Origin of the sequence: Pseudothermotoga sp. (genome assembly GCF_031962025.1) — a bacterium.
GTDB lineage: Bacteria > Thermotogota > Thermotogae > Thermotogales > DSM-5069 > Pseudothermotoga_B.
Genome location: NZ_JAVRKW010000010.1, coordinates 22,804 through 43,437, shown reverse-complemented (window position 1 = coordinate 43,437; position 20,634 = coordinate 22,804). Strand labels below are relative to the sequence as shown.

The 20,634-nt window shown below is 41.8% G+C and carries 16 protein-coding genes and 4 tRNA genes; 10 read left to right on the top strand and 10 right to left on the bottom strand.

The annotated features are described in order from the left end of the window. Positions 1–79: 79 nt before the first annotated feature. Positions 80–4,867 carry an Ig-like domain-containing protein gene (locus tag AC4E92_RS07975; RefSeq protein WP_490240061.1) on the bottom strand — a complete coding sequence of 1,596 codons (4,788 nt, stop codon included), beginning with the start codon at positions 4,865–4,867 and terminating at the stop codon, positions 80–82. Continuing rightward, on the bottom strand, positions 4,867–6,366 hold the full coding sequence (locus tag AC4E92_RS07970) for a hypothetical protein (protein ID WP_490240060.1): 1,500 nt from the start codon (positions 6,364–6,366) through the stop codon (positions 4,867–4,869). Before AC4E92_RS07970 ends, AC4E92_RS07975 begins: the two co-directional genes overlap by 1 nt. A 159-nt stretch (positions 6,367–6,525) precedes the next feature. Between AC4E92_RS07970 and AC4E92_RS07965 the strand changes: the two genes are divergently transcribed. The 5 genes from AC4E92_RS07965 (at position 6,526) to arcC (ending at position 9,592) form a co-directional block, all read left to right on the top strand. Then, the gene (locus tag AC4E92_RS07965; protein WP_490240059.1) at positions 6,526–7,428 is read left to right on the top strand and encodes an alpha/beta fold hydrolase; all 903 of its coding nucleotides are present in this window, start codon (positions 6,526–6,528) and stop codon (positions 7,426–7,428) included. Between the two features lie 109 nt (positions 7,429–7,537). Next, on the top strand, positions 7,538–7,882 hold the full coding sequence (rpsF, locus tag AC4E92_RS07960) for a 30S ribosomal protein S6 (RefSeq protein WP_490240058.1): 345 nt from the start codon (positions 7,538–7,540) through the stop codon (positions 7,880–7,882). Positions 7,883–7,887: 5 nt separating this feature from the next. Continuing rightward, positions 7,888–8,334 carry a single-stranded DNA-binding protein gene (locus AC4E92_RS07955; protein ID WP_490240057.1) on the top strand — a complete coding sequence of 149 codons (447 nt, stop codon included), beginning with the start codon at positions 7,888–7,890 and terminating at the stop codon, positions 8,332–8,334. 14 nt (positions 8,335–8,348) lie between these two features. Continuing rightward, complete coding sequence (gene rpsR / locus AC4E92_RS07950) at positions 8,349–8,588, top strand: 30S ribosomal protein S18 (RefSeq protein WP_490240056.1); 240 nt, start codon at positions 8,349–8,351, stop codon at positions 8,586–8,588. A 68-nt stretch (positions 8,589–8,656) separates the two neighbouring features. Then, positions 8,657–9,592, top strand: a complete 936-nt coding sequence (gene arcC, locus AC4E92_RS07945) for a carbamate kinase (protein ID WP_490240055.1) — start codon at positions 8,657–8,659, stop codon at positions 9,590–9,592. A 41-nt stretch (positions 9,593–9,633) separates the two neighbouring features. Here arcC and AC4E92_RS07940 read toward each other — a convergent pair whose 3' ends face one another. Further along, complete coding sequence (locus AC4E92_RS07940; RefSeq protein WP_490240054.1) at positions 9,634–9,897, bottom strand: hypothetical protein; 264 nt, start codon at positions 9,895–9,897, stop codon at positions 9,634–9,636. A gap of 130 nt (positions 9,898–10,027) precedes the next feature. On the opposite strand from AC4E92_RS07940, the gene AC4E92_RS07935 reads away from it, so the two are divergent. From AC4E92_RS07935 to AC4E92_RS07915, 5 genes are all read left to right on the top strand, one after another. After that, positions 10,028–10,102, top strand: a tRNA-Gly gene (locus tag AC4E92_RS07935). Continuing rightward, a tRNA-Arg gene (locus tag AC4E92_RS07930) sits at positions 10,103–10,179 on the top strand. Between the two features lie 5 nt (positions 10,180–10,184). Then, positions 10,185–10,260 (top strand) — tRNA-His (locus AC4E92_RS07925). A 6-nt stretch (positions 10,261–10,266) separates the two neighbouring features. Beyond that, positions 10,267–10,342: transfer RNA gene (locus AC4E92_RS07920), tRNA-Arg, on the top strand. A gap of 58 nt (positions 10,343–10,400) precedes the next feature. Beyond that, the gene (locus AC4E92_RS07915; RefSeq protein WP_041081631.1) at positions 10,401–10,664 is read left to right on the top strand and encodes a stage V sporulation protein S; all 264 of its coding nucleotides are present in this window, start codon (positions 10,401–10,403) and stop codon (positions 10,662–10,664) included. Between the two features lie 87 nt (positions 10,665–10,751). Here the strand turns inward: AC4E92_RS07915 and AC4E92_RS07910 are convergent, their stop codons facing one another. The 7 genes from AC4E92_RS07910 to AC4E92_RS07880 form a co-directional block, all read right to left on the bottom strand. Next, entirely contained in the window at positions 10,752–13,247 is a 2,496-nt protein-coding gene (locus AC4E92_RS07910; protein ID WP_490240053.1) for a vWA domain-containing protein, read from the bottom strand. Between the two features lie 216 nt (positions 13,248–13,463). Further along, positions 13,464–14,306, bottom strand: a complete 843-nt coding sequence (locus AC4E92_RS07905) for a creatininase family protein (RefSeq protein WP_490240052.1) — start codon at positions 14,304–14,306, stop codon at positions 13,464–13,466. A gap of 116 nt (positions 14,307–14,422) precedes the next feature. Then, positions 14,423–15,832 carry a tetratricopeptide repeat protein gene (locus AC4E92_RS07900; protein ID WP_490240051.1) on the bottom strand — a complete coding sequence of 470 codons (1,410 nt, stop codon included), beginning with the start codon at positions 15,830–15,832 and terminating at the stop codon, positions 14,423–14,425. 99 nt (positions 15,833–15,931) lie between these two features. After that, positions 15,932–17,119 (bottom strand): phosphopentomutase, encoded by a 1,188-nt coding sequence (locus AC4E92_RS07895; protein WP_490240050.1) that lies wholly within the window; start codon positions 17,117–17,119, stop codon positions 15,932–15,934. Next, the gene (gene lnt / locus AC4E92_RS07890; protein ID WP_490240049.1) at positions 17,116–18,609 is read right to left on the bottom strand and encodes an apolipoprotein N-acyltransferase; all 1,494 of its coding nucleotides are present in this window, start codon (positions 18,607–18,609) and stop codon (positions 17,116–17,118) included. Before lnt ends, AC4E92_RS07895 begins: the two co-directional genes overlap by 4 nt. Next, entirely contained in the window at positions 18,610–19,770 is a 1,161-nt protein-coding gene (locus tag AC4E92_RS07885; protein ID WP_490240048.1) for a DegT/DnrJ/EryC1/StrS family aminotransferase, read from the bottom strand. It abuts the gene before it with no gap. Next, positions 19,767–20,603 carry a Cof-type HAD-IIB family hydrolase gene (locus AC4E92_RS07880; RefSeq protein ID WP_490240047.1) on the bottom strand — a complete coding sequence of 279 codons (837 nt, stop codon included), beginning with the start codon at positions 20,601–20,603 and terminating at the stop codon, positions 19,767–19,769. Before AC4E92_RS07880 ends, AC4E92_RS07885 begins: the two co-directional genes overlap by 4 nt. Between the last annotated feature and the right edge of the window lie 31 nt (positions 20,604–20,634).

Genomic DNA, 20,634 nt, shown 5'->3' with positions numbered 1-20,634 from the left:
TTTCAACAGTGTTCTGTTCAGTTGAATTTTTGTTAAGAAAAAAGGGGGCACAAACCTGCCCCCCGTGTTTGAGTTTTTTCTATTGAACCTGAACATAAAAGGTGAATCTTCTTTCGTTACCTGCAAAGTCTTTCAGAATGATTTCGATTGTCGAATCGCCGGGTATGTTCACCGAGGTTGAAACATTGTAGTCTGGACCTGTACCGGTTTTGTTCCAATCAATGCCAGAAGAAGCTTTATTGCCATTGACATGGATTGAAGAGTTTTCCCAATCGATATACGGTTCATACACCGAAAAGCTCAGAGATTTGTTACCAGTTTCTGTTGTTATGGTAGCGTTTTCTGACACATTGGTATTTGCAATTTTGACATTGCTTATCTGTGGAATTTGGTTGTCAAAGATGATTTTGATCGTTTTCTCTGTTTTGTGACCTACCTGATCGTATGCGGAAAGTGTTATAATGTTCAAACCATTATCCAGTCCCACAATGTGATTGCCTGTTTGTGGCCCATCAAAAATCAGTATTGTTGAACCTTTTTGCAGAACGACCTTTGAGAAGTAATTGTCTGTGACCGACCAGTGAACATTGACCGATCCAGAGTTGGTATAGTAGTCTCCATTCTCATTGGTAGCATCACATGTGAATGAATCTATTCTTGGTGGGTATGTATCGACAGTTAATTGTTTTTGTTCACGATCACTGAGATTTCCAGCTCTGTCATAGATTTCAAATTCGATGGTTATGTTTTCTTCATAATTTACCGGTGGATTGTACGCCCATGTATCACTGGTTTGATTCCAGGACAAATTGCGGGATTTTATGAGTGAACCGTCTTGGTAGATATTCAGCGTAGAGACACTTGTGAGATTGTCAGAAAAGCTCAGTGTGAATGTTAAACCAGTTTCTGAAGCCATATTAGTTGGGCTTTGTGCTGTTACCACAGGCTTTTGTGTGTCGTAATACAAAGTTGCTGAGTAATTTGCGATATTGCCTGCGGTATCTTTTATGTACAGAGAAAATTCTCTGGATGAGTTCTCTGAAAGTTTGTGTGAGAAAGACAGAGTATCTGTTGGTATGTATATAGCGATGTCTTGATATTTCAAAATGGCTTCTGATATTCCATAACTTTCATCTATTTTCAAGGTTGCAGTGGATTTGTTTGTGTAAATCCTTCCACTGTCGGTTAGTAAAACGGGTACGCTGTTGTCGAATATCACATTTGCAAAACATCTGCTATCTGTCAGCTCAGAGCTGTTCTCAGCCTGATCGTAAACTTTCAAGGCAACAGTGTGTTCTCCATCGCTGTATCTTGATGTTTCCAGTGATAATTTGAACTTCGATTCATCATTTTCCTGAATAGGTGCTGTGGTTTCACCTTTTTTCACACCATCGACGTAAAGTTCCACTTTCTGTACATCATAAGGATCTGTGTTTGTTATCTGGGCTGTGACATCAACAGAACCTCTGTAAATCTGTTTTCCTGAATATGTCGGGGCAGATGGCAGTTGTATAGTGACAACTGGTGATGTTTTGTTGTCTATCACCACTGAAATTTCTCCTTCACCGGTTGCACCAGAGACCGTGGTAGCTTTAGCACTCAATATGGCAATGCCATCTGAATAAGTTGTCAGTGATATGTTTTCAAAGGTCCAGCTACTGGTTGCAAGGTCTGATTTTTTGCCGATTTCTTGCTTTAAGCCAGAAGCGTCTGTGATCCACAGTTCAACTTTGTCTATGGGTTCTGTGTTGTCCAAGAAACTGACCTTTACATCGGTGACGGTTCTGAGTATTTTCTGGTTTTTGCTGTTTGTTCCATAGTATTTGCCCTGCGGTATATCAATGCTCACGATTGGTGGTGTGAGATCTTCAACAACCATGTTCTGTTGCGCTATAATGCGTGTATTATCAAACACATCTACAGCTTCCAGATTTACCAGGAAGGTGCCGACCTGTGAAGGTGTATACGTCGGAACATCCTGATTGTTTATGTAAAGTTCTTTGGGTATATTTCCGGTGGAATATTCGTATAGTTTTTTAACTGTTTCACTGTAAAGGCTTCCATTTGTCTGGCTGTCCACGATCCTTACTCTGACTTCTTTTATACCCGTGTCATCTGTGACTTTGAACTGAGTGTTGTTGTTCAGGCTTCCTCTTATCTGAACCTGAACCGGTACATTCATATCATAGACATCAGCCTTTGGATAAAGCTGCATGGTCCTAAAACCACTTTCCTGTGGTTGATTCTTTTCAAAAGCGTAAATTACAAATCCTAATGAGGTCTGATTGCTGTCGAGGTCTGTTACAACGATTTTGAAGTAATTTTCAAATGGATCTAAGTTCTGTATATTGTAAGTGAGTATGTTGCTACTTGAAACTGCTATGTTTGTATATGCACCGCTTATTTTCTTTTGAAGCCGTATACTGGCTATCTTTCTGTTATCTGTTGCTGTAACATTCACCGCGGGAGTACTGGACATTGACACGTTGTAAATACCGCCATCTAATATATCACTTGAATTGATTTTTGCCTGAGTTATAACTGGTGGCTCGCTGTCGATGACGTTGATGATTGTTTTTGCACTACCTTCTTCGCCTGATGTGGTTTTGCCACTGAAGGTTATCGAATAGGACCCTGGTTCTGTGAAAAACGTTGAAGAAACAGTTGCTTCATATATGTTGTAAGTCGAAGTTGTAGCAACAGGCGATGGTGTTAGAATTTTTTCTGATCTATTTGCGTAGGAGATTTCAAACTTTTCATCTTCGGTCAGATATACACTTGCTTTTACTCGCAAGATCAAATCATGTCCGCACTGATGTATTTGACCGGGTAAGGGTTGTTCAAATACGATTCCAAGATCAAGTATGTTCACAGAAACAGAGGTCGCATCGGATAAGTTTATATCGTTTTTGTAATAAAAATCTATCTGATACTCACCGTATGTTTGAACTTTCCACTGCGCGCTGAATGTGTAAACTGGTCCATCTCCTGTGGCGTTAACCGGTATTTTTTCATCTACAGGTCCTTTTATATCAAAGTAAGCGGTCAAAGGTTTGTTTGTATCGACCACCTGCGCATTTAAGGAAAGACTCATATTCTGGGCAAAAGGTGTTCTAAAACCATTCTGAGGCTGCAAAATCTTTGCGACAGGTCTTTCAGTGGTCACAGTTACAGTACCGGTTGCCTGTGCTGTGAAGCCTTCAAAATCCACAACGACGACTTTTATATCGTGAACGCCAAGGGTTGTGGCAACCCAGTTCCATTCAAAAATGTTGACCGATGGGTTTATAGAATCTCTTTTTATGTTGTTTACATAAAAATCACACCTACTCAGGCTCTGATCATCCTGTGCGACAACTTTGAAGTGGACTCTTTCTCCCTGACTTAGTACCGAAGGTGAATATGAAAACTGATCTATTTTTGGGGCTTTCACTATGTAAGCTTCGTCAACCGGGAACTGACCATTTTGCGAAGAACTGTTGCCAGAACTGTCTGTTGCAATGACCGTCACCTGGTAAGTCCCCTTCTTTGTAAAGGTTTCGGTGATCGTGAAAACACCGCCTCCCATTGTTGAGGCAACAATAGGACCTTTCTGCTCGGGTCCTGTGAAAATGAAACTGACTTGGCTTACCTGAACGTTGTCTGTTACAAAGGCATAGAACGTATATGCTTCGTTCACCGGTACACCGTAAGGTGGTGTGAAAAATACTGTGGGTGCTTCGGTATCTACTACTCCAACGTTGATCGTGTAGTAGGCTTCAGTTGATTCTTTTGAATCGTCTGTTGCAACAGCCTTTATTTTGTGAATGCCTTTTACCGCTGTCCATTCGTACACATAAGGTTCCTGCGTGAATGTCCTGACGGCTACATTGTCTATGTAAAGAACAACCTGTATCACCCTCGAATCATCTGTCGCGTCGATTGATATTTTGACCTTCTCCTTTTCCTTTGGTGTGGGTTTGTCGACTTCTATCGTTACAGAAGGCGGCAGGTTTATCCCAATTTCAATTGCACCGGTTTTTATCGTGTAGTTGTTTTTTGAATCATAGGCTGTGACTGTGAAACTGTATGGATTCTCTGTTCCGACATTTCTTGTCACGTTCCACAAAAGCTGTGTTGCGGGCATGGTTGGCACATAAACTGTCTCTTTACCATCGTTGAAGATGATCTTTGAAACACCGCTTTCATCGGTTGCAGAGATTGTTATATTCACGTTTGTCCCAGGTTTGACTTTTCTGACAAGATCTGGAAAGTCTATGGATGGACCGGCTGTATCTGCTGGGACTGAAACGTTGAGTTGTTTTTTGTCGTAGTTTTCATTTCCCTCGTTGTCGATTGCATAGGCTTCAAGTTCGTAGGTACCGGCTTGAGCCTGAAAAGAGTATCTGTTGTTGGTGAGCTGGACCTCTTTTTTGTTAATTTTCAGTCCAGCAACCCTGATACCACTTTCATCGTCCTGGGCTGAGACTGTGACTGTGACAATTTCTCCTGGCATAGCGCCTTTTGGTGTGTAGTCGACTGACACCTTTGGTTTAATGAGGTCCTTGGTTTTGAATGAACCGATTATTTTACTTGTAGGATTACCTGCCCTGTCGTATGCAACGACTTTCAGTGTGAATGAACCATAAGGAGCTGGAAAAGATATCTGCCCTGTCTGGGTTGTTTTGAATATGAGTTTATCATTCGCGTAAATTTCTATTCTGTCTATGCCGCTCTGATCTGTGGCAGAGATATTCAAGACGATGTTTTCACCGGCTATATCAGTGATTTTATAGATAGATGCTTCAAGAACAGGTGGAACTTTATCCAGCATCGCGCAGGAAACTACCAAAAATAGTATGGATAGAAACAGGATCGTTTTTCTCATCATTTCACCTCGATTGGAAAATAAAGATTTCCAGTCTGATTCTCGTAAATGTCTTTTATACCAGTTGGCATCAGATAGTATGTACCCTGAGCAAAAGAAGTGGCTCCGACATAGCTGGCTTGTTTGAGATCATCTGAAATACTCTCCTGAATGAGTATCATAGTTCCAACCGGTTTTATTTCAGGAAAAGGCTTGGAAGAAATTATGACCGTGATAGTACCACCCTGCTTTAAGGCGGTATCATCACTGATGTTCATTCTCACGCCGTAATATCCAGCCGTGATAGTGGTGTAACTGTCGGTTTTCAGTTCTGTACTTCCTATTTTGAAAGAATCGATCTTTGGTGGTTTTTCATCCTGCACATCTATTTGAATGAAATCTGTTCCTACTCTGCCATCTGTTGTTTCAACAACTACCGAAAGAACATGCCTTCCAGAAACAGCCTTCCAGTAGCAAGAGAAAGACGTTCCTTGAGAGATGATCCTGTCATCCACGTAAAAGGTGATCTGCTTTACGAGCGTTTCTTTGGTTTCTGCACTCAGTGTAATCAAGTCTGCCGGGCTTGGGCTTGAGTTGCTGATCCAAAGACTGACATCCACCGGTCCCAATCCGACTGCAAAGACTGCACCCGAGACTGTTGATTTACCACGAACATCCTTTGCTGTGACCACAACAGAGTGAAAACCCGGGTCGAATTTTCCAAGTTTGACCGAAAAACTCGCAGAATTGGTCTTTGAAAAATCTTTTGTGTATATCACGCTTGAATTGCATTCGACTGAAACCGATGAAAGTTCGGTGTCATCTTCAACTGTTATGTTCAAAACAACATCTTCTTCTTTGGAAAAAGAACTTTTCAGCAAACTCACATCAACTGTGGGAGCTGATAGATCAGGCGGGTAAACATTCAATACGGTTGAAGTGGCACTTTTTGCAAAATCACTGGTTGATACAACGATACTCAGTGGATATTGGCCTGGTTGATTCTGAGGTGGCAGTTCCATAATGATGGGATTGTCTGTCGTCTGAACCTGTTTTGATTCAGATCCAATTTTTGCGACCGCTTTTAGAACTCTGCTTTCACTGTCATGTGCATCGATCGATAGATAAATGGGAGAATCAGACTCCGGGAAAGTGGGTATAATCCTGATCTGATCTATGACTGGTGCAGTTTTGTCAACAACTGTGAGAATTGTCTGACTGGTTTTTCTCTGTCCGAATATATTTTCAACATAGCCTTCGACTATGTAATCTTTTGCTTCAGAAGGTCTCCACAGGTACTCCAGTGGAAGTGTATCTCCACTTTTAACGGTTTTGCCGTCTATGCTTATTGAAGCCAATGTTATTCCAACATCAAAAGAGGAAAGTAGCCTCACTGTTGCAGTACTGTCTGCAGTTGGCGATGGTGGATCGATTGATAAAGAAATGTTTATCTCAGATCTCTGCTGACACGAGACCAGTAATAAAATCAAAACAGACAGTATGATCAGGTACTTTTTCATAAAAACACCTCTTTCATATATTTCATCGTATGAATCTGCTGTTCCTTAAGGCTCGGATTTTTCCTGTGACCTTTTTTAAATTATATCTTTTACAAAGATGATTGGTGCTGGTATGATTTTTACAAGGTGATATCTTTGAAAATGGTGTGGTTTTCGATAATGATAGTTCTTTTCTTTGCACCGTTTTTCTATTTTTATCAGGATGGAGAGTTTACCCACAGAGAGCTGGCATATCCTGATAGCCAGTTTGTAGAAATAGATGAACTTGAGATTCACTACAAAAAATACGGACAGAGTGAAAGATCTATGATTCTTCTGCATGGTTTTGGTTCAAGTACTTATACATGGGAAAAGGTCGCTGGAAAGCTCTCTGATCGATTCACGGTGATTTCCTACGACAGACCAGGTTTTGGTCTCACAGAAAGGCAATTTGATCTAAAGTACAATCCATATACAAATGAGTATCAGGTGGAATTACTCAGAAAGCTGATGGATCACTTTGGTATAAAAAAGGCTGTTCTGGTTGGAAATTCTGCTGGAGGATTTGTTGCGCTGAATTTTGCTCTGTCTTATCCAGAAAGGGTTGAAGCACTCGTTCTGGTGGACGCTGCTGTTTTCAGTAAAGATTGGGCAAATGATTTCATCAGATTGGTCATGAACATACCTCAGGTGAATCATGTTGGACCGGATTTGATCGCGAAAATAATAACAGACTCCTTTGAAAAATCACTAGCTCAGGCGTATTATGATCCATCAAAGATCACCGAACAGGACAAAGAAGCCTATACAAGACCTACAAAAGTCAAGGGCTGGAAAAAGGCGCTTTGGGAATTCACAAAAGCCGCAAAGTACGCAGATTTGAAAGATCAGCTTGGAAAGATTTCCTGTCCGGTCGTTGTGATCCATGGAAGGCAGGATAGAATAATACCGCTGAAAGACAGTGAAGAACTTGCCAGAATTTTGAAAGCCGCTTTGTGTGTTATTGAAAACTGCGGGCACCTGCCTCAGCAGGAATGTCCTGAAGAATTTGTAGAGTGCTTGCTCAAACAACTTGAAAACTGAGTGTTTCACACTTTTGTAACCAAACATACCACCGATTTGTGTATAATTTTGTGTGCTCCCGCTTTGCCGGAGGTGGGCAAAGCCATTAGACCGAGGGAGGAGGTAAGTGATGGAAAGAATCTATGAAACCATGTTCATCATGGATCCGCGCTTGAAAAACGAGGAAAGGGAAGCGCTTGTCGAAAAAGTCAAGTCAATCATCGCGGAACGTGTTAAGGGCACTGTTCAGACGGTAAACCGCTGGGGCATCAGGAAACTCGCTTATCCCATCAGCCATCAGACAGAGGGAGACTACACCGTTCTTCTGTTCAAGGCTCCTTCGACTGATCTGAACAAACTTGAAGAATTCTACAGGGTTACTCCACAGATTCTTCGCTGGCAGACTTTCAGAAGAGAAGATCTCGAGAAAAAAGAAAGGGAAGAACAAGCCCAGGCTGAAGAAAAGAAGGAATGAGTGTAATGTCGTATTTTAACAAGGTAATCCTTGTTGGAAGGATAACCAGAGATCCAGAGATCAAACTTACTACCTCCGGCAGAAGTGTGGCGAATTTCAACCTTGCCGTGAACAGACCAGTCCGGCAGGAAGCCTCTGATGATCAACAGACGACTGATTTTATAAGGATAGTGGCTTTTAACAAACTTGCAGATTTTGCAAAGACCTATCTGAAGAAAGGTCAGTTGATCCTGGTAGAAGGTGAGCTGAGGCTTCAAAAATGGCAAGCCAAAGATGGATCAAACAGGACAACTGCCGAGATCTGGGCAAGGGACATCAGATTCATGGAAAAGAAAACCACTGAAGAAGCTGAACTTTTACCAAAAGAACCATTTTATCCAAAAGAAGAAGAAATCTCGGAGCCCGAGGAACATGAGATCGATGAACACGATCCAGATGAACCACCATTTTGAGGAGGTGTGAATTAATGGCACAGCAGTTACAGAAAAAAAGAAGAAAGAGAAAGATCAAAAAATGCAAACTCTGTGAAATGAAGGTCGATTATGTGGATTACAAAGACATTCGTTTGCTCAGTGAATATCTCACAGATAAAGGAAAGATAATACCAAAAAGAGTCACCGGAAACTGCGCAAAACATCAAAGAATGGTCAAAGTGGCTATAAAGCGTGCAAGACATATGGCTCTTCTGCCATTCATAAAACTCTGAGAACAATGCTTTTTGATTTTGAGGGACATCTGTCCCTCTTTTGTTTCTTTGAGGGAGGTTGAGAGAGGATGAAAAAACTCGCCGTTGTTGCGATAGGTGGGAATGCGGTAAACAGACCTGGTGAAAAGCCAACGGCAGAAAATATGTTCAGAGCTCTGACAGAAGCGATGGGATATCTGGCTGATATGCTCGAAGAATACGATCTTGTGATCACCCATGGCAACGGTCCGCAAGTCGGCAACATTTTGATCCAGCAGGAGATGGCAAAAGAGGTCATTCCACCGTTTCCCATCGATGTGAACGACGCACAGACCCAGGGAAGCCTTGGATATATGATAGCTCAGGCGCTTAGAAACAATCTGGCAAAGAGAAACAAGATGTACGAAGTAGCTGGTATCATAACTCAAATTGTTGTTGATAAAAACGACAGGGCTTTTCAAAATCCAACAAAACCAGTTGGACCATTTTATACGAAAGAGCAGGCAGAAAAACTTGCAAGAGAAAAAGGATGGATCATGAAAGAAGATGCAGGAAGAGGATACAGAAGAGTTGTTCCGTCACCAAAACCACTTGACATTGTTGAAAAAGAAGTGATAAAAACGCTCTTAAAAAATGATGTGATAGTCATTGCCGCTGGTGGTGGCGGGATACCGGTGATCAGAGAAGATGGCATTCTAAAAGGAGTAGAGGCTGTGATAGATAAAGATAGAGCAAGTGCACTTCTTGCAATTGAAATCGATGCAGATCTTTTTGTGATACTGACAGGTGTCGAAAAGGTTGCACTGAACTATGGAAAACCAGATCAGAAAGACCTTGATGAACTGAGTGTGGACCAAGCCCAGATGTATTTGAATCAAGGTCAATTTCCATCTGGAAGTATGGGACCAAAGATAGAATCCGCGATAGATTTTGTCAAAGAAACGGGCAGAGAATGCATTATAACAGACATGACAAAATTGAAACTGGCTCTGGAAGGTAAGACCGGAACAAGAATAATAAAATAACTTAAAACCACAAAGGGCACGGGCTGTGCCCTTTGTGGTAGTTATTGGAGAATAATCACTGACACAAAGTGGACATAAACTGCTGTACCAATTTTCTCTTTAATAGCGATCATTCCAAATCGCGTTGGTTTGGACAAAAGTTCTGTTCCAAGAACATCTGAAAGGAATTTTTGCAGTAATTCTGGTTTTTCAATTGGAACTGAGGTATCGATCTGATTCCAGTCAATAGAAACTTTCAAATATCCACCGGACAGATTTGGAAGAGGATTTGACATTTGATTTTCTTTGGTGTCTATCCAGCACATGCTGGACATGATTACAAAAGTATCGAATTGGAAGGGTTCAAGAAAAGAGTCTTTTTTGAAAACGGTGAAATTTGTATTCGATGACTCACTCTTGATTTTTCCCAGCGGTGTAGTAAAATACTTTATGCAGGCGGGTGTAGCTCAATGGTAGAGCATCGGCCTTCCAAGCCGAGGGCTGCGGGTTCGAATCCCGTCGCCCGCTCCAGCGCCCGTAGCTCAATAGGATAGAGCATCGGACTTCTAATCCGAGGGTTGTGGGTTCGATTCCCGCCGGGCGCACCAGTATGGTGACCATAGCTCAGCTGGTAGAGCGCCTGACTGTGGATCAGGTGGTCGCGGGTTCAAATCCCGCTGGTCACCCCAGGATGCGCGCCTGTAGCTCAATGGATAGAGCGTCGGACTTCGGATCCGATGGTTGCGGGTTCAAGTCCTGCCAGGCGCGCCAATCCCCTGGTCAACGTAGCTGAGTAATTGAAATCGCTTTTCTAAAGGAGGTAGAAAAGATGGAAGTATTGAAGGTAGCCTCTAATTCCAATCCCAACAAAGTTGCAGGTGCTCTTGCTGGTATGATCAGAGAGAGCGGTAAGGCAGAACTTCAGGCGATCGGTGCTGGTGCTGTGAATCAAGCTGTCAAGGCAATTGCCATAGCCAGGGGTTATTTGGCACCAAGCGGAATTGATCTTGTCAGTATTCCAGCCTTCACAGATGTCGAGATCGACAAAGAGACAAGAACAGCCCTGAAGTTTATAGTCTTTCCAAGAAATTGACGGTTGAAAAGTAAAAGCCCCGCAGATGCGGGGCTTTATTTTGGACTGACATTTGTGTTATTGAGATGAAGTGCACATTTTGGTCTTTTATTTGTTTTTGTAGACAGAATCTGCCAGTTGCCTCACACGACTTTGCAGATCTTGTAGATGATTTACCTTCAAAGCCATTTCATAAGTTCTTGTCAGGGTTCCAATGGCATCCAGGACTGAATAGAGTGTCTTAAGGCTTTTTTTAACCTCACTCAATTCTGGATAGCGCACTTCAAAGAGTTCTATGAATTCAACGATCATTGGAATCGTTTCACGAAAGAGTATGAGCACACTTTCCCAGTCATCTATCGCTTCTTGATCTCTCAGGGCTTTGTAAGATTTGTCGAATAAATCACCCATTAATTGCTTTCTTGTTTCATAAAAATCTGTTCTCATCAGCCCCGATCGTTTGTCGTAATCCCAGTATTTTTCATAGTTTTCCTGCACCAGCTCTTTTGAATTAAGCAAGAGTTTTCTGGCTTGTTCTTCAAGATCACTTGTGAAATTGTTGTAGACCAGTTGACCGTTGACGAAGTTGAAGACGTTTTGAGTTATCTGATCGGGTCTCAATTGCTGTTTTACCCAGTTTTCGACATAAATGTGAAAGTAATCGAGAATTTCTTCTGGATGATTGAGCACATCGAGCAGCTTCGTTTCAACGGTTTTGATGATATCATCCACTAATTCGTTTTTGATGTAATTAACGAATTTATCTACAACTTCCTGGATAGTGAGATTTGCCGCCACACCACTCCAGTTGCCGGTGATAATATCGATGAACAGGTTTGTCGCTTTCAAAAGCGTTGGCATTACTGATTCAACTTCTTCTGCCACTTTTCTCGCTGTTCTCACCATGTCTGTCATTTTTTGTACTATCTGTACGAAATCTTCAATGGTGCGGTTTTGTATTACATCGGCATAACCAGCACAATTTATCATTGCACCAATGCCGATGTTGAATCTCTTTATCGCTTCAAGTTCGACAAGAGTTATCCCATCTTTTTTGATTTCTTCGAGCCATTCGCGAGCATCATGAGCCAGTGCTTTCAACTTTGCAGTTGAGATATCCAGATTTTCCAATTCCTCCAGCAAGCCGAGCATTCTGTAAATTTCAGCATCTTTTGGGCACGTATACGCCGTTATCTGATCCGGTTTTACGCCTTCTTTGCTGATCTCAACCCATCCCCTTGCGGTGTAGCTAAGAATATCGTAATGGTAAGCCAGTAAATCTGAAAAACCTGCTGCAGTCAAAATATAGTAGTACTTTCCTGGAGTAACACTTCCCATTGAAACTATTCCATTCTTGTCACTTATTTGATGCATTGCACCTATAATGTCCATTCTGTCAAGATCTCCCATCACCTTGTAAAAATAGATCCATACATTGTTCTGACCGAGCATTGAAAGACCGGATTCATCTTTCAGTGTGAATTTCACATTCCGCACACTTTCATTGGCTTTTGTGCCATCGGGGTTCTTAAGGGGATAAAAGCTGAAGCTCACAGATTCTCCTGTTTGAGCGATAGACAATGTCACATCAACTCTGCTGATAAAAGTAAAAGTGTATTTATTCCAATCACTCACCCATGCAAAGTAATATCTTGAATCGACAACAGGGAGGTTTTTAAGCTCGATTTCCTGTTGGTTGAATGGCCATGATAATTTTTTCACCAGTGGATTTCTCTTTTCAAGTCTGTCAAAGTTATTTTCCTTCACTTTGATGTTAACCTTATCTGAGTAGTTTTCTGACAGTTCTGTTTCTGCCATTTGCTTTTCTTCTGGCTGACAGTAATAAAGCTGTATGCCTGTTTCTTTTATCGCAAGGTCTACTGCGCTCATGGATGATACACAGCCTGCAGAAAAATACCAGTTTGGTCCATAGACAGAGTCGGTATATACGTCGGTTATTATGACCACTATCTTTCTTGCATCTTCACGCCAGTCAAGGTTCAAAGACCACAGAAAGACATCATAGCCCCATGAGAGATCCCACCATTCACCCCCGGTGTCTATATCGTCTATGGCTTTTCTTATTTCGTCTATCATTGTTGGACCAAAAAATCTGTTTGTGTAAGAAGTTATAGTCCATCCTGGTCTATCCTGTGCTCCGTACATACTTATGAAGATTCTAAAATCAGTACCAGTTTTGATCAATCTGTCCAAAAATCCGTGTAGCTGTTCTGCAATTGAATCTGTATACTTTGACATCGAGCCTGTCCCGTCGATGAAAAAGGCTATGTCTAATTTGTCTGAGTTGATCGATTTTTCCCAGAACCCGTTCCCGCCAAAGTTGTAATGAGTACTGCCTTGAAAGTCGGCTGGTTTTTCCTCGAGCAGTTCACCGTTTTTTCCGTAAGCTTTTTCGATTATTTTGAAGTCCTCGAGTTTGAGATTTCTCACAAAATTCCCTGCGCTGTCTTTAACGCTGACAGAACACCACACTCCGTTCCACAGTTCACCTGGCCACCATACTTGATTTTCCTTGAGCTCGATCTGGTAGGATAAAAGGACAGTGAAACACAAAACAAACAGCGCGATTAACGCCCTTTTCATAAGGACACCCCCTTGGATGACTGTATTATACACCCGATGAACTAACATTCACCGAAGATTTTCTGTTTCATCAACCAATCTTGCCATCATGGTTTCATTCATTTGCGGGATGTACGTTAAGAGTTTTGTATCATATTTGCAACAATTAATCTCACGGTGGTGTCTTCTTGCTTGGTTTTTGGTAAAAATGAAACAACGTGATTGCTCTGGTTGAAATTATCTTCTCAAAAGCCAGCGCACGATCATGTTGAAGAGTTTTGGCGGACGGTATCTACAATCCAAAGCATCTTGAAACAACTCCACAGATCTTTTTACGTGGTAATCTATCATTTTCTTCCCGCGTTCAGAATCTGCTTTTGAAGGATCTCCAAGATAATAGGGATTTTTCGGATCTTTGATCCAGTCAACAGTGGTTGTTAATTCCCTTGATCCCAGAAATCTGAGAAAATTCCCCAGGTGGCTTTTGTTCAATGGAAAATACTTTGGAAGATTGTAATTTTTAACCATCTCAGGATGCACGTGGAGCATTATGGAAGTTTCGTTTGTGCCTGCGTGCAAATCGTTCAGATCGCCGTTCATACCGGCTGGTATTCCTATCTGCTCAGAATCTTGAAGCATTTCTTGAAATATGTGCAGGAAAGGTACTATTAGCGAGAAGTTGTGTTTTTTCTTCAAATAATTAACTGCATCCACCAAAGCAAGCTGGTGTCTTGGTCCTCCGTGGTTGTCGAAAATGATCCAGTATTTGAATCCCATTCTGGCAAGATTTTCGCCTATCTCGATGATCATGTTTTTCAGTGTTTTGTATTTCAAAGATATCGATCCAGGGACTGGTTGTGCATCACAGCCAAGACACATATCAGGAAGACGGATTATTTTGAATCTTTCAGAGAGAATCTGACAGGTTCTTTGTAATACTTCTCGGGCTATGAAAACATCTGTGCCCACTGGCAGGTGCTTACCATGTGTTTCAATCGGTGAAAGCACAGATACTACCACGGTCTTTTCTGGTTCAAATTTCGCAATATCTTCGGTCCAGAGTATGAGATATTCAGTCATCTACTCACCTTCTTCTGGCACAGGATCGGTAAACATCCACTGTTGTCTGAAAAATATCAAAAATTATTGAGAATCAATATAAAGGGATGCATTCGCATCCCTTTATTCAGTTTCAATCACCTTTCAATCACCAAAAATCCTCCAAAGGTTGGATCTTTGAACTCGAAATACCCTGATGAAAAATAGACAGTTGGGAAGAAAAACTTGAGATTCTGAAATCTGGAAGGATTGTCTTTCAGCACGCCAAGGTCTAGCGCCGTGATCGTTGCAACCTTTGTTTCTGTTTGTGTCATTTTGTATGGGAAAGTGATCTTCTGACCAAAAACGTCTTCAAGATTCACTCGGCGTGTGTTCACTATATTTTGCAGTTTAGACTTGATGTTTTCATCAAGGAACGGTTCAATAAAAGTATAGCGCGTAATGTTGTGCAAATCTCCGGGATTGTCCTCTGTGATATCCTGATTGAGCCACAGGATTGACTGGATTACTTTCAAAATACTGTCTGAAAGATCTTTCAAATATTCACTGCCATTGCTTTTGAAAGTCCAGAGCGGGTTCAAATTGTTCCACTCACCACCATCTCCCGTGTTATCTATGATACCGTTTTTGTTGGTGTCTAGGTAATTTAAAATAGCCTCAAGCCATTGACTGTCCGATGGTAGTGGTAGATCAGAAGGTATCGTCAGATCCCAGGTGATTAAAAGATCTGAAAACGAAAGAGCCGTTTTCACGACAAAGAGCATGGCAGAAAATTCGCCTTTGTCCAGGAGCAGATAGTCGTTGTCGTCGAAGGAGACGTTTTCATTATTCTGCCCGGCAAGCAATGTTTCAAAGTCAAACCAAGCATCTCCTCCACTTTTGTCAATTTCGGGTATTCCATGTAAGTTGTTGACATTGCCTCTTATCAGGTCCAGAGCCGTAAAGGTGCTTGAGCCGTCTGTGAATATGAGCGGTGCGTTTGGTTCGCAATTTCCATCTCCGTCCCAGTCCAGTCTGTTCAGATAGAGTGTGATTGTCTCATCTTTAGTGATTGCACATTCAAGATGCTTCTCGATTTTTTTAAGTTCAGGATGGAGTCTTGAGAGTGTATCGGCGATATTTTGATAAGAATCGTTCCAGATTTCTATTGGGTTTTGCTGGCGGAGGCGGAGTATGTTCATTTTCACAAAGAGCTGTCCTGCGAGAGAAAGAGGATTTGTTTGAGAATCTAAAGGATTGGCTACTCCAAAAAAGTTCATGAGCTGGTTTGCAATGTCCGATATTTCGTCGTAATATTCTTGAACTATTTCGTACAGAAGTATCACGGACATACCAGCATTCGCTTCTGGGTTTTGTGGATCTTTCTTCAGCACATCTTCAAAAGCACTTTTTGCATTATCTATATCGCCGGAGTTCAGATAATCTGTGGCATTTTGCACAAGCTCATTTAGCTCATTTTGATCGATAACTGGTCCAGCGCATGAGAGGACAAAGACTAAAAGCGATACTCCTAAAAGGATCAACGGTAAGAACCTCTTGAAATACATCACAAACACCCCCTTCTGGCTGGTTGAAAATTGGACACCAGCCTTATTCATATTTTTATATTAACACTTGTGTGAAAATTTGAGTCGTTTGTTATATGTTTAGTTATCCACCCTCTTTTGGCACAGGATCAGTTGCTTGAAAGATTCGCCGTTTTTGAGTTTTTTTACACCGAAGATATCTGCTATTGTCTGACCAAAATCTGAAAAACTTTCGCGAATGCCGATATTGGTGTTTCTGCAAACTCTGTCGCCACACACCAGGATTGGTACTTTCTCTCTTGAGTGGTCTGTTGAAGGAGTGGTGGGATCACAGCCGTGATCTGCCGTGATGAAGAGAAAATCATCTTCAAGCATTCTTTCAAAAATCTGCGGCAGTTTCCTGTCGAAATCTTCAAGCGCCATGGCATAACCATGTGGATCATTTCTGTGACCGTATTTCATGTCGTAATCGACCAGATTCGTGTAAATCATGCATGGACCTTTCTTTTCTTCCATCAGTCTTATTGTCGTATTTATACCATCTGCGTTGTCTTCGGTTTTAAAACTCTCCGTTATACCCCTGCCTGCATAAAGATCGTAGATCTTTCCGACACCGTAAACGGGGATGTTGCTTTGTGTGAGTATATCAAGTAGCATCTCGTCTTCTGGTTGCAGTGAGTAATCATGTCTTCTTGGCGTTCTAACGTAATTTGGGTATTCACCGCTGAACGGTCTTGCAATTACTCTTCCCACTTTATATCCCATCTCATCGAGCAGTTCTCTTGCTATTTCGCAGTATCTGTAAAGTTCCTGTACCGGCACAATTTCCTCTTTTGCCGCAATTTGGAAAACACTGTCTGCCGATGTGTAAACTATCAGAGCACCTGTCCTTTCATGTTCAGGTCCGAGTTCTTTTATGATTTCAGTACCGGATGCAGGTTTGTTGCCGATGACCTTTCTTTTTGTCCTTTTTTCGAACTCTTCTATGAGTTTTTTAGGAAAACCATTCGGAAAAAGATCGAATGGTTTTTTCAGAATAATTCCAGCAAGCTCCCAGTGCCCCGTTGTTGAATCTTTGCCGGGACTTTTTTCAAGCATTATACCATAAGCACCGATCGCTTCCATTTTTGGAACATTCGGTATGTCGTCCAAATTTCCCAGTCCCATTTTAGCCAGGTTTGGTAGATTCAAACCTCCAACTGCTTTTGCTGTGTTTACAAGTGTGTTGCTCCCTCTGTCGTTGTATTGATCGGCATCCGGCATTTCGCCTATACCAACACTGTCAAGCACAATAGCAATTACTCTCATTGCCATATCCTCCTTCTTGTACTGATTGTTTTCTTACCGGGGAAAAGTAGAATGAATACCACAAGTCCAAGCGAAAACCACACTGCGATGTCCCCGATTTTCGAGTAAATGGTCCTGTCTTTTCTCGGCATGAGTTCAAAGGTTATTTTTTCAAATTGCCTGAGACTGGCAGTTTTCATAATTCTCCCGTAAGGGTCTATCATACCGGTAATGCCTGCATTTGAGACCTGTATGACCTGCCTTCTTTGCTCCACAGATCTTATCACGGACTTTGCAAAATGCTGTTTGAGAGCTGTGTCAAAACTGAACCATCCATCGTTTGTACAGACCAAGAGTACCTGCGCACCTTTTTTTACAAGCTCTCTTGACGGCTCGGAAAAATACGACTCAAAACATATCTGTACACCAAACGGTGGATAATCTCTTACCGTGAGTGGTTTGTATTCTTCACCCGGCTCAAAGTAAGAAAGACCTTTCAGAAAGGAAAAAACACCAAAAACCTTTTGATACGGCAATGTCTCAACAAATGGAAACAGTTTCACTTTAGAATATCTGTCCACAAAACCGTTTTCGTTGACAAGAAAAACAGAATTGTAGGTCTTCGAATCAGAAGATACAGCACCTATTAGAATGTCTAAATCATTTTCTGCACAAAGTTTTATCAATTCTGTTCCCACATCGTTGTTTCTTGGATCGAAGGAAAAAACATCTTCTGGTAATACAACTACAGTGTCTTTGACCTGTGCCAAAAACGGCTCAAGTTGCCCGAAGAGATAAGAGGGACTTTCACTGTACTTGGTATCCTGAGATACATCTGTTTGAATCGCAGTGATGGTTTTGTCTGTACTCTTTGCCACAGGTAGGTAAAGAGAGACCAGATATGACAGAAAAACTATCGTGAGTATGTACAGGGAAATCTTTTCAATCGGTCTTGTGCTTTTTCTGAAAACTATGTATAGCCAGCAGTTCACGGCGACGATTAAAAAAGTCAAGCCGTAAGGTCCGATTACCGAAACAAGTTGCAGTACACCTAAATCTCTGTACAGGGCATCGGAAAGCGTACCACCTGTGAATCCCATTTCACCAATGCTTCTGGCAAAATCAAAAAGCGTGTACAGAGAAGCGGTGAACAGTATCTCTTTGATCTGATTTTTTTTCACAATTTTTTCCAAAAGTCCGTAAAGAAATCCAAAGGCTGCAAACGGCAGTGCTTCTATAAAAAGCATGAGCAAAAAGATGAAAAAGCCGAGCCAGCCGGGAAATTTACCAAAGACCTTCGGCAGGTTCTCTGTGAGTACTGGTAGTACCCAGAAAAGGTTTATCGCAGAAAAGAAATAAAAGTACAGAAAACCGTACAGAGCTCCAAAAAACGGTCCCTTTTCTTCAAGCGATTTGAAAAACGGTATGAGTGCAAACCAGACGATAAAACCGGCGACAAAACCCGGCATCGAAAGAGCGGTCAAAACAGACGAAAGAATGAGAAAAAGCACTCAACCCACCCTCTCCACGGCTTGTTTTAAAACTTCTACAACTGTTTTTTGTTCCTGCAGGGTCATATCTGTGTAGAAAGGTATTGCAAGTGTACTTTTTGAAACCCGTTCGGTAACCGGCAGCATGCCTTCTGTGTAACCAAAAAGCTTTTTGTAAAAAGGCTGTAAATGAACCGGGGCAAAGTAGTTTCTCGTCTGCACGCCGCGTGAAGACATGTAGTCAATAACTCTGTCCCTGTTGATTTTTTCGTCGAGTTTTATCACATAGACGAACCAGCCGATCTTTGTCGTGTAATCGGCAAGGAAGGGTGGTTCAACCCAGCTCAACTCACTCAGCAATTGATAATAGCGTCTGGCAACTTCATCTCTTTTGTGCAGAATTTCTTTAAGATGTTTGAGCTGAGCGTAACCAAGAGCCGCAGACAGTTCATCTATCCTGTAGTTGTAACCAAGGCGCACGTGATTGAGCCAGTCTTCATCTTCTCCCCGTCCCTGATTTCTCATGCTTTTGCAGAGTCTGGCTATTTCTTCGTCGTTGGTGACGATTATTCCTCCCTCTCCTGTGGTGATTTGTTTGTTTGGATAAAACGCAAATGCCCCGGCTTTGCCGAAGCTACCACATGGTTTATCTTTGTACTCAGATCCAAGGGCTTCACAGGAATCTTCTATCATTTTCAGGTCGTATTTTTTCACAATCGGCTCTATCCTGTCATAATCGGCTGGCTGTCCAAAGACATCGACCGGCATGAAAAAGCGTACTCTGTCGATTCTAACGCGCTGACCGTTTATATGCACTCGACCCTGCTCTATTTTGTTCAAAAGGATCTCAAGAGCCGCAGGATCGACGTTGTACGTCTTTGGATCTATGTCCACGAAAATCGGTATGGCTTTTTCAAAAAGTGCAACATTCGCCGATGCAACAAATGTGAAGGATGGTACTATCATGTAATCCCCCTGCTGTATTCCAAGTGCTTTTAGAATCAGGTGAAGAGCCGATGTGCCGCTGTTAACAGCTACTGAAAACTTTGTCCCGGCAAGCTGTGCAATTTCTTTCTCAAACAGCTCCGTGTACTTGCCCATGCTCAATCTGTCGCTTTTGAGAACTTCAAGAACTGTTTCTATCTCGATCTGAGTGATATAGGGTTTTGAAAGCTGTATCATGTGATCGCCCCCATGATTTTTTCTATTGCCAGTGATACGCCAGATTCATTATTTGAAGACGTCACAAACTTTGCCACATTTTTGACATCCTGCGGTGCATTTGCCATTGCAACCGCAAAGCCAACTTTTTGCATTATTTTCAGATCGTTGTAGTTGTCGCCTATGTATGCCACATCAGACAGGTTCAAACCAAAAAACTTCAACAGAAAATCGAGAGCTATTTCCTTGCCAACATCTTTTCCAAAGATCTCCATGAAAATCTCACCATCTAAGTGCTGATTTTTCACGGGTGTGAACCCATCCATCGTGTTCGAAAGACTCAGTACGAGGCTTTCTACCAGATCGTCCTTACCAACTACCGCAACCTCGGCTACGCTTTTGACTTTGTACAGAACATTTTCCAGCTGATCAACCTTTTTAATCCGATGTCTGTTGAAATTGAAATAATTTTCAAATGCACCATGATATTCCCTTTCGACGATCATATCTTCTTTACTGAAGAAAGATTCGTACACGACAGAGTACAGATCATATTTTTTGCACAGTTTCACCACATTCAGAGCGATTTTTGAATCCAGACTGATCATCCGAAAGATCTCATTTGCAGATGTAGTAGCGATGAGTGCTCCGTTCTGAAAAACCACGGGAATCTCTATTGAGAGTTCCTGCAGATAGGGAAGGGCAGAATAGTAGTTTCTCCCTGTGAATATCGTGATGTGAAAGCCCTGCCTTTTGGCAAGTTCAATGGTTTTTCTGTCTTTCTCAGAGATCTTTTTTTCGTCGTTCAACAACGTTCCATCAAGATCTATACAGATTAACTTTGCCAAATTCATCACCAGTAAGAGTATAACAAAAAAGGGAGCT

Bases quoted from the DNA above. Each gene is read 5' to 3' on its own strand.
- AC4E92_RS07975 (WP_490240061.1), bottom strand. From the start codon at position 4,867: ATGAGAAAAACGATCCTGTTTCTATCCATACTATTTTTGGTAGTTTCC.
- AC4E92_RS07970 (WP_490240060.1), bottom strand. From the start codon at position 6,366: ATGAAAAAGTACCTGATCATACTGTCTGTTTTGATTTTATTACTGGTC.
- AC4E92_RS07965 (WP_490240059.1), top strand. From the start codon at position 6,526: ATGATAGTTCTTTTCTTTGCACCGTTTTTCTATTTTTATCAGGATGGA.
- rpsF (WP_490240058.1), top strand. From the start codon at position 7,538: ATGGAAAGAATCTATGAAACCATGTTCATCATGGATCCGCGCTTGAAA.
- AC4E92_RS07955 (WP_490240057.1), top strand. From the start codon at position 7,888: ATGTCGTATTTTAACAAGGTAATCCTTGTTGGAAGGATAACCAGAGAT.
- rpsR (WP_490240056.1), top strand. From the start codon at position 8,349: ATGGCACAGCAGTTACAGAAAAAAAGAAGAAAGAGAAAGATCAAAAAA.
- arcC (WP_490240055.1), top strand. From the start codon at position 8,657: ATGAAAAAACTCGCCGTTGTTGCGATAGGTGGGAATGCGGTAAACAGA.
- AC4E92_RS07940 (WP_490240054.1), bottom strand. From the start codon at position 9,897: ATGTGCTGGATAGACACCAAAGAAAATCAAATGTCAAATCCTCTTCCA.
- AC4E92_RS07915 (WP_041081631.1), top strand. From the start codon at position 10,401: ATGGAAGTATTGAAGGTAGCCTCTAATTCCAATCCCAACAAAGTTGCA.
- AC4E92_RS07910 (WP_490240053.1), bottom strand. From the start codon at position 13,247: ATGAAAAGGGCGTTAATCGCGCTGTTTGTTTTGTGTTTCACTGTCCTT.
- AC4E92_RS07905 (WP_490240052.1), bottom strand. From the start codon at position 14,306: ATGACTGAATATCTCATACTCTGGACCGAAGATATTGCGAAATTTGAA.
- AC4E92_RS07900 (WP_490240051.1), bottom strand. From the start codon at position 15,832: ATGTATTTCAAGAGGTTCTTACCGTTGATCCTTTTAGGAGTATCGCTT.
- AC4E92_RS07895 (WP_490240050.1), bottom strand. From the start codon at position 17,119: ATGAGAGTAATTGCTATTGTGCTTGACAGTGTTGGTATAGGCGAAATG.
- AC4E92_RS07885 (WP_490240048.1), bottom strand. From the start codon at position 19,770: ATGATACAGCTTTCAAAACCCTATATCACTCAGATCGAGATAGAAACA.
- AC4E92_RS07880 (WP_490240047.1), bottom strand. From the start codon at position 20,603: ATGAATTTGGCAAAGTTAATCTGTATAGATCTTGATGGAACGTTGTTG.